Annotated in this window: 16 protein-coding genes; 12 read left to right on the plus strand and 4 right to left on the minus strand. The window is 63.4% G+C overall.

All coding sequences use genetic code 11. From position 1 onward, the window contains the following. Positions 1 to 53: 53 nt before the first annotated feature. Entirely contained in the window at positions 54 to 2,345 is a 2,292-nt protein-coding gene (locus ROSMUCSMR3_RS14615; protein ID WP_081507787.1) for an arginine/lysine/ornithine decarboxylase, read from the plus strand. 9 nt (positions 2,346 to 2,354) lie between these two features. Here ROSMUCSMR3_RS14615 and ROSMUCSMR3_RS14620 read toward each other — a convergent pair whose 3' ends face one another. Beyond that, a complete protein-coding gene (locus ROSMUCSMR3_RS14620; RefSeq protein ID WP_081507788.1) occupies positions 2,355 to 3,704 on the minus strand; it encodes a glutamine synthetase family protein in 1,350 nt (449 codons plus the stop codon). Positions 3,705 to 3,900: 196 nt separating this feature from the next. Here ROSMUCSMR3_RS14620 and murJ point away from each other — a divergent pair, with 196 nt between their 5' ends. Continuing rightward, the gene (gene murJ, locus ROSMUCSMR3_RS14625) at positions 3,901 to 5,439 is read left to right on the plus strand and encodes a murein biosynthesis integral membrane protein MurJ (protein ID WP_081507789.1); all 1,539 of its coding nucleotides are present in this window, start codon (positions 3,901 to 3,903) and stop codon (positions 5,437 to 5,439) included. A 222-nt stretch (positions 5,440 to 5,661) separates the two neighbouring features. Here the strand turns inward: murJ and ROSMUCSMR3_RS14630 are convergent, their stop codons facing one another. After that, a complete protein-coding gene (locus ROSMUCSMR3_RS14630) occupies positions 5,662 to 6,348 on the minus strand; it encodes a rhomboid family intramembrane serine protease (RefSeq protein WP_081507790.1) in 687 nt (228 codons plus the stop codon). Between the two features lie 74 nt (positions 6,349 to 6,422). Between ROSMUCSMR3_RS14630 and trpS the strand changes: the two genes are divergently transcribed. From trpS to ROSMUCSMR3_RS14650, 4 genes are all read left to right on the plus strand, one after another. Beyond that, positions 6,423 to 7,451, plus strand: coding sequence for a tryptophan--tRNA ligase (gene trpS, locus ROSMUCSMR3_RS14635; protein WP_008281811.1), 1,029 nt, complete (start codon positions 6,423 to 6,425; stop codon positions 7,449 to 7,451). A 71-nt stretch (positions 7,452 to 7,522) separates the two neighbouring features. Continuing rightward, positions 7,523 to 8,005: an RNA pyrophosphohydrolase gene (locus ROSMUCSMR3_RS14640; RefSeq protein WP_081507791.1), complete on the plus strand. Its 483-nt coding sequence runs from the start codon at positions 7,523 to 7,525 to the stop codon at positions 8,003 to 8,005. Continuing rightward, positions 8,002 to 8,487 carry a hypothetical protein gene (locus tag ROSMUCSMR3_RS14645; protein ID WP_081507792.1) on the plus strand — a complete coding sequence of 162 codons (486 nt, stop codon included), beginning with the start codon at positions 8,002 to 8,004 and terminating at the stop codon, positions 8,485 to 8,487. The genes ROSMUCSMR3_RS14640 and ROSMUCSMR3_RS14645 overlap by 4 nt, the downstream gene beginning before the upstream one ends. A gap of 49 nt (positions 8,488 to 8,536) precedes the next feature. After that, the gene (locus ROSMUCSMR3_RS14650) at positions 8,537 to 11,434 is read left to right on the plus strand and encodes an error-prone DNA polymerase (RefSeq protein WP_237183458.1); all 2,898 of its coding nucleotides are present in this window, start codon (positions 8,537 to 8,539) and stop codon (positions 11,432 to 11,434) included. Positions 11,435 to 11,514: 80 nt separating this feature from the next. On the opposite strand, the gene ROSMUCSMR3_RS14655 is transcribed toward ROSMUCSMR3_RS14650, so the two are convergent. After that, a complete protein-coding gene (locus ROSMUCSMR3_RS14655; protein ID WP_037298091.1) occupies positions 11,515 to 12,003 on the minus strand; it encodes a peroxiredoxin in 489 nt (162 codons plus the stop codon). A 90-nt stretch (positions 12,004 to 12,093) separates the two neighbouring features. Here ROSMUCSMR3_RS14655 and ROSMUCSMR3_RS14660 point away from each other — a divergent pair, with 90 nt between their 5' ends. Together ROSMUCSMR3_RS14660 and rsmD are read left to right on the plus strand one after the other, a co-directional pair. After that, positions 12,094 to 13,296, plus strand: coding sequence for an NAD(P)/FAD-dependent oxidoreductase (locus ROSMUCSMR3_RS14660; RefSeq protein WP_081507793.1), 1,203 nt, complete (start codon positions 12,094 to 12,096; stop codon positions 13,294 to 13,296). Further along, a complete protein-coding gene (rsmD, locus tag ROSMUCSMR3_RS14665; RefSeq protein WP_081507794.1) occupies positions 13,293 to 13,850 on the plus strand; it encodes a 16S rRNA (guanine(966)-N(2))-methyltransferase RsmD in 558 nt (185 codons plus the stop codon). The genes ROSMUCSMR3_RS14660 and rsmD overlap by 4 nt, the downstream gene beginning before the upstream one ends. A 67-nt stretch (positions 13,851 to 13,917) precedes the next feature. Here the strand turns inward: rsmD and ROSMUCSMR3_RS14670 are convergent, their stop codons facing one another. Continuing rightward, a complete protein-coding gene (locus tag ROSMUCSMR3_RS14670; RefSeq protein WP_081507795.1) occupies positions 13,918 to 15,171 on the minus strand; it encodes an FAD-dependent monooxygenase in 1,254 nt (417 codons plus the stop codon). A 48-nt stretch (positions 15,172 to 15,219) separates the two neighbouring features. On the opposite strand from ROSMUCSMR3_RS14670, the gene ROSMUCSMR3_RS14675 reads away from it, so the two are divergent. From ROSMUCSMR3_RS14675 to petA, 4 genes are all read left to right on the plus strand, one after another. Beyond that, on the plus strand, positions 15,220 to 16,563 hold the full coding sequence (locus tag ROSMUCSMR3_RS14675; protein WP_081507796.1) for an amidase: 1,344 nt from the start codon (positions 15,220 to 15,222) through the stop codon (positions 16,561 to 16,563). Between the two features lie 4 nt (positions 16,564 to 16,567). Next, positions 16,568 to 17,188: an FMN-binding negative transcriptional regulator gene (locus ROSMUCSMR3_RS14680; protein ID WP_081507797.1), complete on the plus strand. Its 621-nt coding sequence runs from the start codon at positions 16,568 to 16,570 to the stop codon at positions 17,186 to 17,188. Positions 17,189 to 17,249: 61 nt separating this feature from the next. Further along, a complete protein-coding gene (locus tag ROSMUCSMR3_RS14685) occupies positions 17,250 to 17,852 on the plus strand; it encodes a glutathione S-transferase (protein WP_008281821.1) in 603 nt (200 codons plus the stop codon). Between the two features lie 222 nt (positions 17,853 to 18,074). Beyond that, a complete protein-coding gene (petA, locus tag ROSMUCSMR3_RS14690; protein ID WP_008281822.1) occupies positions 18,075 to 18,635 on the plus strand; it encodes a ubiquinol-cytochrome c reductase iron-sulfur subunit in 561 nt (186 codons plus the stop codon). Positions 18,636 to 18,644 lie beyond the last annotated feature (9 nt).

Raw genomic sequence — 18,644 nt, forward strand, 5'->3', positions numbered from 1 at the left:
TCGCGACGTTTGGCGTGATCGCCCCCCTGCTGGTCTCCTGAAAGGAGAAGTTGATGAAATTCCACTTTCCCATTGTCATCATCGACGAAGATTTCCGGTCCGAAAACTCTTCCGGGCTTGGTATTCGGGCCATGGCCAAGGCTATGGAGGACGAGGGGTTCGAGGTTCTGGGCGTCACGAGCTATGGGGATTTGTCGCAATTCGCGCAGCAGCAATCGCGCGCCAGTGCCTTTGTTCTGTCGATTGACGATGAGGAATTCAGCCCCGGTCCCGATATTGATCCGGTGATCACCAATCTGCGCAATTTCGTGCAGGAGGTGCGGCGAAAGAATGCCGATGTGCCGATCTATGTTTACGGCGAGACCAAGACGAGTCGCCATTTGCCCAATGACATCCTGCGCGAATTGCACGGATTTATTCATGCGTTCGAGGATACGCCCGAATTCGTGGCGCGCCATATCATCCGCGAGGCGAAAATCTATCTGGAGGGCATTCAGCCGCCGTTTTTCAAGGCGTTGCTGGATTATGCCGAGGACGGGTCGTATTCTTGGCATTGTCCGGGGCATTCGGGGGGGGTGGCCTTTCTCAAAAGCCCGATTGGCCAGATGTATCATCAGTTTTACGGCGAGAACATGCTGCGCGCCAATGTGTGCAATTCGGTCGAGGAGCTGGGGCAGCTCTTGGATCATGACGGCGCGATTGGCGCGTCAGAGCGCAACGCGGCACGGATTTTCAACGCCGACCATTGTTTTTTCGTGACCAATGGCACCAGCACCAGCAACAAGATGGTCTGGCATCACACGGTCGCCCCCGGTGACGTGGTGGTGGTGGACCGCAATTGCCACAAGTCGATCCTGCATAGCATCATCATGACTGGGGCGATTCCGGTGTTCCTGCGGCCCACGCGCAATAACTTTGGCATCATCGGGCCGATTCCGCGCGGCGAGTTCGAGATTGACGCGATCAAGGCCAAGATCCGCGCCAATCCGCTGTTGAAGGGGGTTGATCCCGATACGGTCAAGCCGCGCATCCTGACCTTGACGCAATCCACCTATGACGGGGTGCTCTACAATACCGAGGTGATCAAGGATCTGCTTGATGGCTATGTGGAAAACCTGCATTTCGATGAGGCGTGGTTGCCGCATGCCAGTTTCCACCCGTTCTATAGCAGTTTTCACGCGATGGGCCGGTCGCGGGAACGGCCGCTGCATTCGGTGACTTATGTGACGCAGTCGATCCACAAGCTGCTGGCGGGGATCAGTCAGGCCAGCCATGTGTTGGTGCAGGACAGTCAGACCACCAAGCTGGATCGCCACCTCTTTAATGAGGCGTATCTGATGCATACCAGCACCAGCCCGCAATACAGCATTATTGCGAGTTGCGATGTGGCAGCGGCGATGATGGAGCCGCCTGCAGGCACAGCGCTGGTCGAGGAGAGCATCGCGGAATCGCTCGATTTCCGGCGGGCGATGCAGAAGGTCGATGCCGAGTTCGGCGATGACGACTGGTGGTTCCAAGTCTGGGGGCCGGATGTTCTGGACGAGGAGGGGATCGGTGAGATGCGTGACTGGGTGCTCAAACGCACCGATGCGCATGGCGTACAAGCCTCGGATGGGGAGGAGTCTTGGCATGATTTCGGCGAGATGGCGCCGGGGTTCAACATGCTTGATCCGATCAAGGCCACGATCATCACGCCCGGTCTCAATCTGGATGGGCGGTTCGAGCAGACGGGGATTCCGGCCTCGATTGTCACCAAATATCTGGCCGAGCATGGTGTGGTGGTCGAGAAGACCGGGCTTTACAGTTTCTTCATCATGTTCACCATTGGCATCACCAAGGGCCGGTGGAACACGCTCTTGACCGCGCTGCAACAGTTCAAGGACGATTACGACAAGAACCAGCCGATGTGGCGGGCGATGCCGGAGTTTTGCGCCAAGCAGCCGCGCTATGAAGGCATGGGGCTGCGGGATCTGTGCCAGCATGTGCATACGCTCTATGCGAAATACGATGTGGCGATCCTGTCGACGGAAATGTATCTGAGCGATCTGACCCCGGCGATGACGCCGAGCGAGGCCTTTGCCCATATCGCGCGGCGCACCACCGAGCGGGTGGCGATTGACGATCTGGAAGGCCGGGTGACGACCAGCCTTGTGACGCCCTATCCGCCGGGTATTCCGCTTTTGATCCCCGGCGAGGTGTTCAACAAGACCATCGTGCAATACCTGCGGTTCAACCGCGAGTTTGGTCGCGAATGCCCCGGTTTCGAGACCGATATTCACGGGTTGGTGCAGGAAGTGGGCGAGGATGGCGTGACGCGCTATTTCGCGGATTGCGTGGCCGGCTGAGGCCGGGCGTCACACGCTTTCGAGATAGGCGTCATACTCGAAATCGGTCACGTAGCGCGTGAAGCGTTTGAGTTCCTGCATCTTGCATTCCACCAGCATGGTTTGCAGGCGTCTGGAAAAGATGTCCTGCACATGCCGCCCCCGGCGAAAGGCCTGAATGGCGGTGGCCCAGTCGAGTGGCAGGTGGTCGAGTTTCTGGCTATAGGCGTCGCCGTCGATGGGCGGGCAGGGTGCTATTCCCTGTTCGATGCCGATGAGCGCGCCGCCCAGAATGCTGCCCAGCACGAGGTACGGGTTGGCATCGGCGCCCGCGACGCGGTGCTCGATGCGCCGCGCCTTGTGGTTGCCGCCGGGGATGCGGATCGCCGCCGTGCGGTTTTCATAGCCCCAAGAGATGCCAGTGGGCGCATGGGTGCCGGGCAGAAGGCGGCGATAGGAATTTTGGTGCGGCGCGAAGGTGAGCGTGTTTTCATGCATCGTTTCCAGCAGCCCGCCCACGGCATTGAGAAGGAGCGGTGTGCCGGTATTACCGCCATTGTCAAACAGGTTGACGCCGTTTTCATCGACAAGGCTGAAATGCACGTGAAAGCCGCTGCCCGAGCGGTCGCCATAGGGTTTCGCCATGAAGGTAGCGGCCATGCCATGTTTGCGCGCGATGCCGCGCACGAGGCGTTTGAAGAGAACGGCATCATCGGCGGCCTGTAGGGGATCGGCGACATGAACCATGTTGATTTCAAACTGGCCCGCGCCGTTTTCGGAGATGGCGGCATCGGCGGGGATGCCCTGTTCGTGGCAGGCGTCGTAGACGTCGTTGAGGAATTCGTCGAAATGTTCCAGCTCATCGAGGGAGAGCGCGCCGTCGGAATCGAGCCGTTTGCCGGTCACGGGCGAGCAGGGCGGGCGCGGCTGCGCCTCGCGCGGGTCGCAGAGGTAGAATTCGAGTTCGGTGGCCACCACGGGGGTCAGACCGCGTGCCTTGTAGCGCTGCACGATATTGGAGAGCGCATGGCGCGGGTCGCCGGGAAAGGGGCTGCCATCCTCGGTGTGCATCCAGAACATCACCAGCGCCGAGGGGCGGCTTGTCCAGTTCACCATGACGATGGGCCGCCCGGTATGTTCGCAGATACCGTCTGAGTCGCCGGTTTCGAACACCAGTTCGTTATTCTCGATATCCTCGCCCCAGATATCCACGCTGAGCACCGAGAGCGGCAGGCGCAGCCCGTCGTCCATGATCGACTTGGCCTTTTCAATCGGCAGGCGTTTGCCGCGCATCGCGCCGTTGAGATCGCAGACGCAGGCAAAGACGGATTCGATTTCGGGCCGTTCCTGAAGCCATTGGCGGATATTGGTCGTGGTCATTTCACGTCTCTTTCTGTCGGCATGGACGGGAGTGCGCCGATGTCCTCTGGCCTTACCTTGTCGTGTCGTCGCGGGACTGGGTAGCGAAATATGCGTGTGCGCCGGAAAATGCGGGCGGTTTGCGCCGTTTGCGCCCCCTTCCCCCCGGCGTGGTGATGGTCTAATCCTCGTCTCTGATCCCGGCGAAAGGCCCCGCATGAAACCTGTCCGCCTGCTTTCTGGCATTCTCACCGTTGGCGGTTGGACCCTGCTGAGCAGGCTTTTGGGGTTCGTCCGCGATGTGCTGATCGCGAGCTATATCGGCCCCGGCGCTGTAATGGATGCCTTTGTTGCAGCGTTTCGCCTGCCCAATATGTTTCGCCGGTTCTTTGCCGAAGGCGCGTTCAACGCGGCCTTTGTGCCGATGTTTTCCAAGCGGTTGGAGGCAGGCGATAACCCTTTGGGCTTTGCGGCGCTGGCCTGTTCGGGGCTTAGCCTTGTGCTTTTGGGGCTGACGGGGCTGTGCATGGTGTTCATGCCCGCGCTGGTCTGGGCCACGGCAGAGGGATTCGTGGGCGATGCGCGGTTCGACCTGACGGTCGAGTTTGGGCGGATCGTGTTTCCCTATATCTTTTTCATCTCATTGGCGGCGTTGTTTTCGGGGATGCTCAATGCGGCGGGGCATTTTGCGGCGGCGGCCGCCGCGCCGGTATTGCTGAATGTCTTGTTGATCGGCACGATGAGTTTTGCTGCCTTGACGGGCGGGGCGGTGGCGCAGGCGCTGGTCTGGACCATTCCGGTGGCTGGGGTCGCGCAATTGGCGCTGGTGTGGCATGCGACGCGACGGGCGGGGCTGAGCCTGCCCTTGGTGCGGCCCCGCTGGACGCCAGAGATGGCGCAACTGGTGCGGATTGCCATTCCGGCGGCTTTGGCGGGCGGGGTGGTGCAGATCAACCTTGTGGTCGGGCAATTGGTGGCCTCGAACACCGAAAAGGCGGTGAGCTGGCTTTATTCTGCGGACCGGCTCTATCAATTGCCCTTGGGGGTTGTGGGGATTGCGGTGGGCATTGTGCTGCTTCCTGATCTCTCGCGGCGGCTGAAGGCGCAGGATGATGTGGGCGCGCGCATGGCGCTGTCGCGGGCGGGCGAAATTGCCTTGGCGCTGACCATTCCCTGTGCCGTGGCGTTGATCGTGATCCCCATTCAACTGGTGTCGGTGCTGTTCGAGCGCGGGGCGTTTGGCGCGGATGACAGTGCCGCGACTGCCTTGGCGGTGGCGATTTACGGGTTGGGCCTGCCGGCGTTTGTGTTGCAAAAGATCCTGCAACCGCTGTTTTTCGCGCGCGAGGATACGCGCAGCCCGTTCCGCTATGCGGTTTGGGCGATGGCGGTGAATGGGGTTTTGGCGGTGGGGCTGGCGATGCTTATCGGCTGGATTGCGGCGGCGATTGCCACGACAATCGCGGCATGGATCATGGTGGTGCAACTGGCCGCCGGGGCGCGGCAGTTTGGCGAGGTGGCGCGGTTTGATGCGCAATTCCGGCGTCGGTTGTGGCGAATCTGTCTGGCCTCGGTGCTGATGGGGGCGGTGCTCTGGGGTGCGGGCGTGGTGCTTGGGCCGCTTTTCGGCATGGGGGGCTGGCGGTGGCTGGCGCTGTTGGTGCTGATCGCGGTGGGCACGCTGGCCTATGCGCTCTTTGGGCAAGGGCTGGGGGCGTTTCGGATACAGGAAATCCGGGGCAGGTTAAGGCGGTAAGGGGGTCGTCTTCACGCGCGGAATCAAGGTGCCGTAGGCACCGCCGCGCGGATCGCTGGGCCGTCCCGCGGCCTAGCGATTTTGAGAAGGCGCGGTTCGCTGAGAGATTATACGGACTTGGCAGGCATAAAGTGGCAGCCACGCCTGTTGTTTCGCTAGTCCCCGGCCCAGCGATCCACGCGGCAGCGCTTCGCGCCTTGATTCCGCGCGGGCAATGCCGCCTCAGTCGTGACGCAGCTTGGCCCGCAGGCGGGACCAGCCGCCGGGGCTGAGCACGAAGGACGCCAGAAATCCGCTGGCAAAGCCACTGACATCGGCGATCCAAGTGGCATTGCCGCCGAACAACAGGCCAAACACCAGTTGCAGCCCCATCAGCACGCCGATGAGGGTGAAGGCCCGGACCTGATTGGTGCCCATCTGCCCCAGCCTGAGCCACATGATATAGGTAAAGCCGCCGATCAGGCCGTAAACGCCGGGAAAGGCCCCGATGAGCCAGGGCCGCCCCGGTGCCACAAGGCCAAAGATCACGGCCCCCACCACTGTGCTGACCGCGAAGAGAACCAGAACCGCCCAGTGACGGAACACGTCCGAGACGAATTTACCCATCGCCAGAAGCAGCACGCCCGCGAAAAGCGCGTGGGTAAAGCTGCCATGGATGAAGGCATAGCTGAGCAAGCGGCGCAGATGTTCCGCCGGATAGGCATTGTGTTCCAGCATCCAGCCAAGGATTTCGCCATTGAAGCCGTAATCCTGAATCGCCGCCGCGCGCCAGCCCACGGCATCTGGGCCGCCCACAAGCCCGCGCGCGCCCAAGGTAAAGGCGGCTTCGACCCCCATGATCACCAAAAAGAGGGCGATCAGGAAGGGCGGCAGGGGGTTGACGGGGGCGGGTGGTCCTTGGTCGGGCATGGCACCTCTCCTTGACGGGGCTGTGGCGCATGGGTAAGCGAGGCGGGCAGAGAAATCCACCACGGAGTTGCGTCATGACCGAGGCGGCCTTTACCCCCCGCGTGTTTTCGGGAATCCAGCCCTCGGGCAACCTGCATCTGGGCAATTACCTGGGTGCATTGAAGCGGTTTGCCGAGGCGCAGAACAAGGGCATCCAGACGCTCTATTGCATGGTAGACCTGCATGCGATCACGGTTTGGCAAAACCCGGCTGATCTGGCCCGTGCAACGCGGGAATTGGCGGCGGGGTTCATTGCCTCTGGTCTTGATCCGGCCAAGTCCATTCTCTTCAATCAGTCTCAGGTGGCCGAGCATACGCAAATGGCGTGGGTCTTTAACTGTGTGGCGCGCATGGGGTGGATGCAGCGCATGACGCAGTTCAAGGACAAGGCTGGCAAGAATGCGCAGAACGCCTCGCTTGGTCTGTTTGCCTATCCGGCGCTGATGGCCGCCGATATCCTGACCTATCACGCCACGCATGTGCCGGTGGGCGAGGATCAAAAGCAGCATCTGGAATTGACGCGCGACATTGCGATCAAGTTCAACCATGATTACGGCGTTGAGTTCTTTCCGATCCCCGAGCCGGTGATCGAAGGGGCGGCGACGCGGGTGATGTCCCTGCGCGACGGATCGAACAAGATGTCGAAATCTGATCCGTCGGATATGAGCCGCATCAATCTGACGGATGACGCCGACACCATCGCCAAGAAAATCCGCAAGGCCAAGACCGACCCCGAGCCGCTGCCCTCTGAGGCGGCGGGGCTGGAGGGGCGGCCAGAGGCGCGCAATCTGGTGAATATCTATGCAGCGCTGGCTGATATGACGGTGGATCAGGTGATGGCCGAGGCGGGCGGCAAGCCCTTTTCCGAGTTCAAGCCGATGCTGGCGGATCTGGCCGTTGACCGCATCGCGCCGATTTCCACGGAAATGGCGCGGCTGATGCAGGATCTGTCCGAGATTGACCGGATTTTGGCGGATGGTGCGGCGCGGGCGCGCACGATTGCCGCGCCGATCCTGCGCCAGACCTATGAGATCATGGGCATGGTCGGCACGCGCGAGGTGTGAGGGGGCTGGCCTCTTGACGCCTACGGCTGCACGCCGCACTCTGCCCGCGACCCAAGCTGAGAGGCCCGACGATGACGCCCGAAGAGATTGCGAAACTGCCCTATCGCCAGTGCGTGGGGGTGATGCTGGTCAATGCGGCGGGGCAGGTGTTTGTGGGCCAGCGGATCGACAATGAGGTTCCCGCCTGGCAGATGCCGCAGGGCGGGATCGACAAAGGCGAGAGCGTGACCGAAGCCGCCCTGCGCGAGTTGTGGGAAGAAACCGGCGTTACAGCGGACAAGGTGCGCGTTGAGGCGGAAACAACCGGCTGGCTGACTTATGATTTGCCGCAGGAGATGGTGCCGCGCATCTGGAAGGGGCGGTATCGGGGGCAAGAACAGAAATGGGTGCTGATGCGGTTTCTGGGCCAAGATACAGATGTGAATATCGCCACCGATCACCCGGAGTTTTCCGAATGGCGCTGGTTGCCGCCCAGTGATCTGGAGGCCAATATCGTGCCCTTCAAGCGCGCGGTTTATTCCCGTGTGCTGGACGAATTCGGGGCGTTGCTGTGATCCGGGCGGCGGTTCTTGCGCTGGGCTTGGTGTTGGCGGGACCGGCGGTTGCGCTGAGTTGCTTTCCACAGGATGTGGCCGAGACCTATCGGCGCGCGGCAGAGGCGGCGGAGACCTATATCGTGGTGCATGGGCGGCTGTCCTTTGATCCGGCGCGTCTGCCCAGCACGGATATGATCCCGCAACAAAAGCCCGCGCATACGCTTATTCCGGCGCGGTTGACGGGGCAGGCGCTGACAAAGGGTGGGTTCGATCAGGCGTTTGATCGCGCCATCACGCTTGATGTGCAATGTTTTGGCCCGTGGTGCGCCTCGGCGGTGCCGGGAACCCAGTATCTGGGATTTCTGGAGCGGCGGGACGGCGGTTATGTGCTGGCGGTGGACCCTTGCGGCGGCATGGGCCATGCAGAGCCGACGCCCGCGATGCTGGACAAGGCGCTGCGCTGTCTGCAAGGGGGCGCTTGCACAGCTGAGCGCCGCTGAGGGCGGCCATAGCAGGGCTGGAAATTGGAACAAAAAGTGAACATACTGCATGGGTCTGGGAATCAGTGCCGCCATGCCCTTTGCCGAGCTTTCTGCCACGTCGAATTTCACCTTTCTCACCGGGGCGTCGCATCCTGAGGAGTATATCCGCCATGCCGCGGCGCTGGGCCTTTCGGGTGTGGCGATTGCCGATGTGAATTCGGTTGCGGGCATCGTGCGCGCCCATGCCGCAGCGCGCGAGATTGCGCGCGAGGTCGCCGCGCGGCAGGCACTGGAGGCACGGCAGGGGCCCATCGGGCCACCTGCGCCGCAGCCTGCAGCACCGCCCGATTGGGCCAATTGCCCGCGCCTCATTCCTGCGGCGCGGCTGGTGCTGCGCGAGGGGATCGAGATCACCGCCCTGCCGGTGGATCGTGGCGGCTGGGCCAGCCTTTGTCGCCTCATCAGCCTTGGGCGGCAGCGGGCGATAAAGGGCGCGTGCGATCTGGGGTTGGCGGATGTGCTGGCGGGGGCGGCGGGGCTGCATCTGTTGGTGCACCCGGCACCGGGGCGCGCGTGGCAGGCGCAGCTGCTGCAATTGGCGGCGCGCTGGGGGGGCTCTGTCGCGCTCTTGCTCAGCCCGCGCTATGACGGGCGCGATCCGGCGCGGTTCGAGCGGTTGGCGGGGCTGGCGGCGCGGCTGGGCCTGCCGACGGTGGCGGCGGCGGCACCGATCCTGCATCGCGGCTATCGCCGCCGTCTGGCCGATGTGCTGAGCGCGATCCGCCTGGGGGTGACGGTGGACCGGCTGGGCCGTCATGCGCTGCGCAATGCCGAACAGCGCCTGCGTTCAGAGGAGGAGATGCGCCGCCTTTTTGCGGGGCATGAGGGGGCGGTCAGCCGCGCCGCGGCACTGGCGGCGCGGCTGGATTTTTCGCTGGATGAATTGCGCTATGAATATCCCAGCGAGGTTGCCGAGAATGAGACCCCCGCGCAGCGGCTGCGGCGGTTGGCGGAGGCGGGGCTTGAGTGGCGCTATCCGGGCGGTGCACCCGCGCGGGTGCGTGGCATGATGGAGCATGAATTGGCCCTGATCGCCAAGCTGCGCTACGAGCCTTATTTCCTGACCGTGCATGACGTGGTTGCTTTTGCCCGCTCACGCGGCATCCTGTGCCAGGGGCGCGGATCGGCGGCCAATTCGGTGGTCTGCTATTGCCTTGGCGTGACCTCTGTCAGCCCCGAGATCGGCACGATGGTGTTCGAGCGCTTTGTCTCTGAGGCGCGCGACGAGCCGCCCGATATCGACGTGGATTTCGAGCATGAGCGCCGCGAGGAGGTGATCCAGTGGATCTATGAGCGTTACGGGCGGCATCGCGCGGGCCTTTGCGCCACGGTGATCCATTACCGCACCAAACGCGCCATCCGCGAGGTGGGCCGCGCCATGGGCCTGTCAGAGGATTTGCTGGGCGCGATGACCTCGCAGATCTGGGGGCATGGCGGTGAGGGCGCGCTGGAGCCGGCGCGCCTGGCCGAGATCGGGCTTGATCCGCGCGATCCGCGTCTGGCGCGAACGCTGGCGCTGATCCGCGAGATCATCGGCTTTCCCCGGCACCTGAGCCAGCATGTCGGCGGCTTTGTCATCACCGAGGGGCGGCTGGATGAATTGGTGCCCATCGAGAATGCCAGCATGGAGGGGCGCACGGTCATTTGCTGGGACAAGGATGACATCGACGCGCTGGGTATTCTCAAGGTCGATGTGCTGGCGCTGGGGATGCTGACCTGTATCCGCAAGGCCTTTGACCTTTTGGGGCAGCATCGCGGGCAGGCCTATAGTCTTGCAACCCTGCCGCCCGAGGACGCCCAAGTCTACGAGATGCTGAGCCGCGCCGACAGTCTGGGGGTCTTTCAGGTCGAAAGCCGGGCGCAGATGAATTTCCTGCCGCGCATGCGCCCGCGCACCTTTTACGATCTGGTGATTCAGGTGGCGATCATCCGGCCCGGCCCCATTCAGGGTGATATGGTGCATCCGTTCATCCGCCGTCGCAATGGCGAAGAGGCGGTCAGCTTTCCCTCGGATGATCTGGGCCGGGTGCTGGGCAAGACGCTGGGCGTGCCGCTGTTTCAGGAACAGGCGATGCAGATCGCCATCATCGGCGCGGGGTTCACCCCCGAAGAGGCGGACCGTTTGCGCCGGTCGCTCGCCACTTTCAAGAAGCACGGCAATGTCAGTGAATTTCGCGCGCGGTTTCTGCGTGGCATGCAGGCCAATGGCTATGACAGCGATTTCGCCGAACGTTGTTTTTCCCAGATCGAGGGCTTTGGCAGCTATGGGTTTCCCGAAAGCCATGCCGCCAGTTTCGCGCATCTGGTCTATGCGAGCGCCTGGCTCAAATGCCATCACCCGGCGATCTTTGCCTGTGCGCTGCTGAATTCGCAGCCGATGGGGTTTTATGCGCCCGCCCAGATCGTGCGGGATGTGCGCGAACATGGCGTGACGCTGCGCCCGGTCTGTATCAACGCCTCGTATTGGGACAATACCATCGAGCCGGACAGCCGGGGACGGTTGGCGCTGCGTCTGGGGTTTCGCCAGATCAAGGGCGTGGCGCAGGACGAGGCAGACTGGATCGCGGCGGCGCGGGGCAATGGCTATGTCGGCCCCGAGGATGTCTGGCGGCGGGCGGGGGTGGCCCCGGCGGCGCTGACACGTCTGGCCGAGGCGGATGTCTTTGCCGCGCTTGGGCTTTCGCGGCGCGACGCACTCTGGCAGGCGCGGGCGATTGGGGCAGAGCGGCCCTTGCCATTATTCGCGCGCGATATTGATGGAGAGGGGATTGTCGAGCCTGCGGCGCATCTGCCCGCCATGACGCTGGGCGAGGAGGTGGTCGAGGATTATACCGCCCTGCGCCTCAGCCTGCGGGCGCATCCGCTGGCGCTCTTGCGTCACATCCTGACGCCACCGGGACTGTAGGGTTTGGGCGTGGCTGTTTCTTTATGGCCCAAATACTCCGGGGAGCGCGAGGGGCTGGCCCCTCGCACCCTTGGCCCGCTTTACATCGCCGCGAGCAGCGATTCGCCGGCGGTCACTTCGCAGGTGCCGGGGCTTTCCTCGACATGCAGCACCGTGACGGTGCCATCCTCGACCGCCATTGCATAGCGCTTGGAGCGCGCCAAGAGGCCAGCGGGCGGCGCGTCGAAATCAAGGCCGATGGCCTTGGTGAAGGCGCTTTCGGCATCGGCGAGCATGGTGATACCGGCCTCTGTGGCGCCGGTGGCCTCGCCCCAGGCCTTCATCACGAAGGGATCATTGACCGAGACGCAGATGATTTCATCCACGCCTGCCGCGTCGAACTGCGCCTTGGTGCGGATGAAGCTGGGGACATGCGCCGCGGAACAGGTGGGCGTATAGGCACCGGGCACAGCAAAGATCACCACCTTGCGGCCCGCGGTCAGGCTCTTGAGATCGACCGCTTCGGGGCCCTTTTCGCCCAGTTTCAGAAGGGTTGCATCGGGCAGTTTGTCGCCGGAAGAAAGGGTCATGGTCGTTCCTTGTCTGTCGAGGGTTTCGGGATGGATGTAGGTATAGGCCGGTGATAGGCAAGTGACCATGCCAAAGAAGGGGAAAGCAAGATGACGGGTGTCGTGGTGATCGGAGCGGGGCAGGCGGGGGCCTCGCTGGTGGCAAAGCTGCGCAGTGAGGGCTATGATGGCCCCATCACGCTGATTGGCGAAGAGCCGGTGCCGCCCTATCAGCGCCCGCCCCTGTCCAAGAAATACCTGCTGGGCGATATGGCGCTGGAGCGGCTCTATCTGCGGCCCGAAAGCTATTATGCCGAAGCGGGTATTGATCTGCGCTTGAATGCGCGCGTCACGGCGATTGACCGCGCGGCGCAAGAGGTTGTCATCGGCACCGAGCGGCTGGGCTATGCGCATCTGGTGCTGGCCACGGGATCGCGCCCCCGCCACCTGCCTGCGGCGATTGGGGGGGAATTGGGGGGCGTGCATGTGGTGCGCACGCTGGCGGATGTGGATGCGATGGCACCGGGTTTCGTGCCGGGTGCGCGCGTGCTCATTGTGGGCGGCGGCTATATCGGGCTTGAGGCGGCGGCGGTCGCGGCCTCGCGCGGGATGCAGGTGGTATTGGTCGAGATGGCCCCGCGTATCTTGCAACGGGTGGCGGCCAAAGAGACTTCGGATTATTTCCGCGCGCTGCATGGGCGGCACGGGGTGGATATCCGCGAGGGTGTGGGATTGGAGCGTTTGCTGGGTGACGGGCAGGTAAACGGTGCGCGCCTGACCGATGGGACCGAGGTGGCCGTGGATATGGTGATTGTCGGCGTGGGGATCGTGCCCGATACCGCGCTGGCCGAGGCGGCGGGGCTGGCGATTGACAATGGCATCGCGGTAGATGCCCAAGGGCGCACGTCTGATCCCACAATCTGGGCCGTTGGCGATTGCGCGTCTTTTCCCCATGGCGAGGGGCGTTTGCGGCTCGAGAGCGTGCCCAATGCCATCGACATGGCCGATTGTGTGGCGGGCAATATCCTGGGGGCCGCTGTGGCCTATGTGCCCAAGCCGTGGTTCTGGTCGGATCAATATGATGTGAAGTTGCAGATTGCGGGGCTGAGCACCGGCTATGACCGGATCGTGACGCGCGATGGGGCGGCTTCGGTGTCGTTCTGGTATTTCCGGGGGGATCAGTTGCTGGCGGTGGACGCGATGAACGATCCACGCGCCTATATGGTGGGCAAGCGGTTGATTGATGCGGGCAAGACTGCTGATCCGGCGGTGGTCGCGGATGCGGCGGCCGATCTCAAGGTGTTGCTGGGGTGAGGATCATCGGCGGGGCGCATCGCGGGCGGGCTTTGGCCAGTGTCGGCAAGGGCGATGTGGCGGCGCATTTGCGGCCCACGTCAGACCGGGTGCGCGAGGCGCTGTTCAACGTCTTGGCCGGGGGCTATGGCGATCCCGTGACGGGCGCGCGGGTGCTTGATCTTTTTGCGGGCACCGGGGCGCTTGGGCTTGAGGCGCTGTCGCGCGGGGCGGAGGCCGTGAGTTTCATCGAAAGCGGGCGCAAGGCGCAGTCGCTCTTGCGGCAAAACATTGCACTCTGCCGGGCCGAGGAGGAGACGCGCGTATTCCCTCTGGATGCGCGCAAGCCGGGGAATAATCCCATGGTGCCGCATGATCTGGTCTTTCTCGATCCGCCCTATGGCAAGGGGCTGGGCGAGGAGGCGCTGGCAGCGGCGCTGGAGGGGGGATGGATTTCTGACGGGGCGCTGATTGTCTGGGAGGAAAGTGCTGCAATCACCCCGCCTGAAGGGATGCGGATGATCGAAGAGCGGCGCTATGGCGATACGATGATCCGGTTTCTGGAGCGCGGGTAAGGTAGGTTTATGCCGGTTTTTGCCCCATGTGCCCCGCGCGCCTCAGTGCCAAAATCTGCAGCCCCTCTTACCCTTTCATCAACTCGGGCAAATCCCCTGTCAGCCCTGCGGCCTCGCGGATGAAGCCCCGGCGCAGGCGTGGCATATGGCTGATCGCGCCCATGCCAAGGTCGCGGGCGGTGCGCAGGATCGGGTTGTCATTGGAGAAGAGCCGATTGGTGAGGTCGGTGGCCAAGGCCAGTGTCGCTGTATCAAACCGCCGCCATTGTTGATACCGGGCAAGCACATCGGGTGCCGCGATATCCTCGCCCCGGCGGTTGGCTTCGGTCATTACCTGCGCCAAGGCTGCCACATCACGCAGGCCTGCGTTCAGCCCCTGACCGGCAATCGGGTGCATGCCGTGGGCGGCGTCGCCGATCAGAGCGAGCCGGTCGGCGACAAAGCTGTTGGCCACCGTCAGGCTGAGCGGGTAGGTATAGCGCGCGCCGCGCAGCTTGATCGCGCCCAGAAAATCGCCGAAGCGGGGCCGCAGCACCTCCATGAAATCTGCATCGGGCAGGGCGGCAAACCGGGCGGCGGTGGCGTCTGTTTCAGACCAGACAATCGAGCTGACATTGCCCGGCAGCGGCAGGATGGCAAGCGGGCCGGGGGGCATGAAGAATTGATGCGCGATGCCGTGATGCGGTAATTCGTGTTCGATGGCGGCGACAAGTGCTGTTTGACCATAGCCCCAGCCGGTGCGCCGGATACCTGCGCGCGCGGCGGTGCCTGAGCTACGCCCATCGGCCCCGATCAAAAGCCGCCCGGTCAGGGTTTTGCCCGAGGCCAGCGTGACGGTAACCCCGGTGGCGGCGCTTTCTTGGGCTGTCACCGTGTCGTTGGAAACTTGGGTGATCAGCGGTTGCTCTGCCATGGCCTCGATCAGGGCGCGGCGCAAAAAGCGGTCTTCAAGCATATGGCCCATGGGGCCTTCTTCGATCTCGGCATGGTCGAAATGCAGAAAGAAGGGCGATGGCCCTTCGCCCGCGCGCCCGTCCGAGACCTTGATTTCCAACATCGGTTGGGCATGCTCGGCCACACGGTTCCATATCCCGAGGTTTTGCAAGAGCCGCACGGAGGCGAGCGCCAAAGCATAGGACCGACCGTCAAAGGCCGCGTTTTTGCGGGTCGGTTCGGGCAGGGCGTCGATCACGGTGCTGGAAAGCCCGGCCTGTGCTGCGGCAAGCGCAAGAGCGGGGCCATTCAGGCCACCGCCGACGATGAGAAGATCGCTGTCATGTGTCATGCCGCCCAATATGTGCGTGCGCGCGGGATTGTCCATGCGCCGCTCTGCCGCTAGCAATGGTTTTTGAACGGATAGGGGAACGCGATGCAGAACTGGCTCAGGATGACGGCGGGCGATCTGGGGCGCGGCATTGCGCGCGGAGAGATTGACCCCGAGGCGCTGTGCGAGACCTATCTGGCGGCGATCACCGCCCATCCGCTGCGCGATCGCATCTACAGCGCTGTGACAGAGAGCCGCGCGCGGGCGGAGGCGGCGGCGGCATCGGCACGGGCCAAGGCGGGGCAACGTCTGGGCCTGCTGGACGGGGTGCCGGTCAGTTGGAAGGACCTCTTTGACAGCGCGGGTGTCGCGACCGAGGCGGGATCGGCGCTGTTGAAGGGCCGGGTGCCGGAACGAGATGCCGAGGTGTTGCGCAATGGCACGGCGGCGGGGCTGGTGTGCCTTGGCAAGACACATATGAGCGAATTGGCGTTTTCCGGACTGGGGCTGAACCCGGTGACGGCAACGCCGCCTTGCGTGAACAATTCCGACGCTGTGCCCGGCGGATCATCCTCGGGGGCGGCGGCGAGCGTGGCGTTTGATCTGGCCCCGTGCGGGATCGGGTCGGACACTGGCGGGTCGGTGCGCATCCCTGCGGCGTGGAACGATCTGGTCGGGCTCAAGACCACGTCGGGGCGGGTGTCTTTGCAAGGGGTGGTGCCGCTCTGCCTGCGGTTCGACACGGTTGGACCGCTGGCGCGCTCGGTCGAGGATTGCGCACTGATGTTGGCGGCGCTGGAAGGGCGCAAAGCGGCCGATTTGCGTGGGGCTTCGCTCTTGGGGTTGCGGTTTGCGGCGCTGCGCACGGGCGTGATGGAGGATATTCGCCCCGAGCCTGCGCGTGCGCATGCGCTGGCGCTGGAAATGCTGCGCGATGCGGGCGCGGTGATCGACGAGATCGAAGCCCCAGAGGTGGCCGAGGCGCTACCGCTGTCGCCGGTGCTGTTCACGGGCGAGGCCTATGGTTTGTGGCGCGAGGTGATCGAGGCGGCCCCGGACAAGATGTTTGCGCCGATTCTGGAGCGGTTCCGCAGTGGCAAAGATATAAGTGCGGCGGATTATGTGGCGGGCTGGCGCAAGTTAGAGGCGCTGCGCGCGGCGTGGACCGCGCGGGTTGCGGGCTATGATGCGGTGCTCATGCCCTCGGCCCCCAACCTTCCGCCGGATCAGGCGCGGCTTTTGACGGACCCTGACTATTACGTGACCGAAAATCTGCTGACCCTGCGCAATACGCGGGTGGGCAATCTTTTGGGGCTGTGTGCCGTGACGCTGCCCACAGGGGTGCCCAGCTGTGGGCTGATGCTCTGCGGTCAGCCCTATGGCGAAGAGCGGCTGTTGCGGGTGGCGCAGGCCGTTGAGGATATTCTCTGCCCCCGGCGCGAGGACTAAGGCCATGCATCCCAATCCTGCTTTTCGTCAGACACCGAACGAGCGCAATCTGGAATTTGCCCGCGCGCGGGGCTTTGGCATTCTGGCCGTTTGCAGCCCCGAGGGGCCGCTGATGAGCCATATTCCGTTTCTTTTGAATGCCGATGGCACGCGGGCCGAATTTCATCTGGTGCGGTCAAACCCTATTGCGCGGCTTTTGAGTGGGCCGTTGCGCGCGCGGTTGGCGATAGAGGGGCCGCAATCCTATGTCTCGCCCGATTGGTATGGGGTCGAGGATCAGGTGCCCACGTGGAATTACGTGGCTGTGCATCTGGTGGGCGAGGTCACGTTGCAGCCGCAGGAGGGGATGCGCGACCTTTTGGATCGGCAATCGGCGGAGTTCGAGGCGCGGCTTGCGCCCAAGCCGGAATGGCGGGCCGAGAAGATGACACCCGAGGTGCTGGAGCGGATGATGCGGCAGATCGTGCCCTGTGCAATGCGCGTGGACGAGATCGCAGGCACGTGGAAATTGGGGCAGAACAAGCCCGAGGATGTGCGCCTGCGCGCCGCCGATCATCTGGGGCCGGCGGGGCAGGGGCAAGAGAGTGACTTGTTGGCGGAGTGGATGCGCGCGCCGCCTGCCTGAGCGGCTTTACAGCGTTGGGGGCTGCGCCTAGGGTCGCGGCGAACATCTAAAGGAGCGCGCCATGAAACTGATTTCCTCGCCATTGTCCCCCTTTGTGCGCAAGGTCCGCGTGCTCTTGCTGGAATCCGGGTTGGACGATCAGGTTGAGGTGGTCGATGTGACCACCACACCGCTTGAGACCGATCCGCAGGCGGCGGCGGCCAATCCGCTGGGCAAGATACCGGCGCTGGTGCGGCTGGACGGCCCGGCGATCCATGACAGCCGGGTGATCACCCGCTATCTGGATGCGCGCGCTGATGGGCGGTTTTATCCCGAGGCGCGGCTCTGGGAGGTGCTGACGCTGGAGGCGATTGCCGAAGGGATCATGGAGGCGGCGCTGGCGATGACCTATGAGGCGCGGTTCCGGCCCGAAGAGATCCGCTATGCCCCTTGGGTCGAGGGGCAATGGGCCAAGGTTGCACGGGCGCTGGAGGCCGTTGAGGGCCGCTGGATGAGCCATCTCGCGGGGCCGCTCGATATGAGCCATATCGCGCTGGGCTGTGCGCTGGGATATCTTGATTTCCGCCATGATGCGCGCGGCTGGCGGGTTGGGCATCCGGCGCTGGAGGCGTGGTATGCCAAGATGGCCGCGCGCGACAGCATGATGCGAACAGCCCCCGCATAAGCCCCGCCAACAGGCGAGAGAGGGGGGCCATTGCGCTGTCTGATTTCGCGATAGAAGCCGGTCAAGCGCGACAGATGCGCGCTCTGACCAAATCTTGGGGTAATGCAGGCTGGACGGCCCCCCAAAGCCCCGCTAAATAGCCGCACAGACTGGCCATGGGAATCCCGTGGCCTAACATCGTATGAGGCCGATTGCGGCTCTGATATATAGGGAGTAATTCTCGTGTCCCACGCAGAAGATCACGAAGGCACCCGGAGGGATTTCCTCTATTATGCGACCGCAGGCGTCGGTGCCGTGACCGCAGGTGCGGCCATCTGGCCGCTCATCAACCAGATGAACCCTTCGGCGGATGTGCAGGCGCTGTCCTCGATCCGCGTCGATGTTTCGGGCGTTGAGCCCGGCACGCAGATCAGCGTCAAATTCTTGGGCAAGCCGGTTTTCATCCGTCGCCGCACGGAAAAAGAGATTGAAGCTGCCCGTGCCGTTGAGCTGGCGGAACTGCCGGACCAGAATGCACAGAACCGTAATGACCTCGCGCTTGATGCGTCGGACCAGAACCGCACGCTGGATGAGGCGGGCGAATGGCTCGTGATGATCGGCGTGTGCACCCATCTGGGTTGCGTGCCGATTGGCGACGGATCGGGCGATTTTGGCGGCTGGTTCTGCCCTTGCCACGGGTCGCATTACGACACGGCTGGCCGTATCCGCAAAGGTCCGGCGCCTGAGAACCTGTGGATTCCCGTCGCCACATTCCTCGACGAAACCACGATCCAACTGGGATAAGGAAACGCG

It is taken from the genome of Roseovarius mucosus, from assembly GCF_002080415.1.
Lineage (GTDB): Bacteria > Pseudomonadota > Alphaproteobacteria > Rhodobacterales > Rhodobacteraceae > Roseovarius > Roseovarius mucosus_A.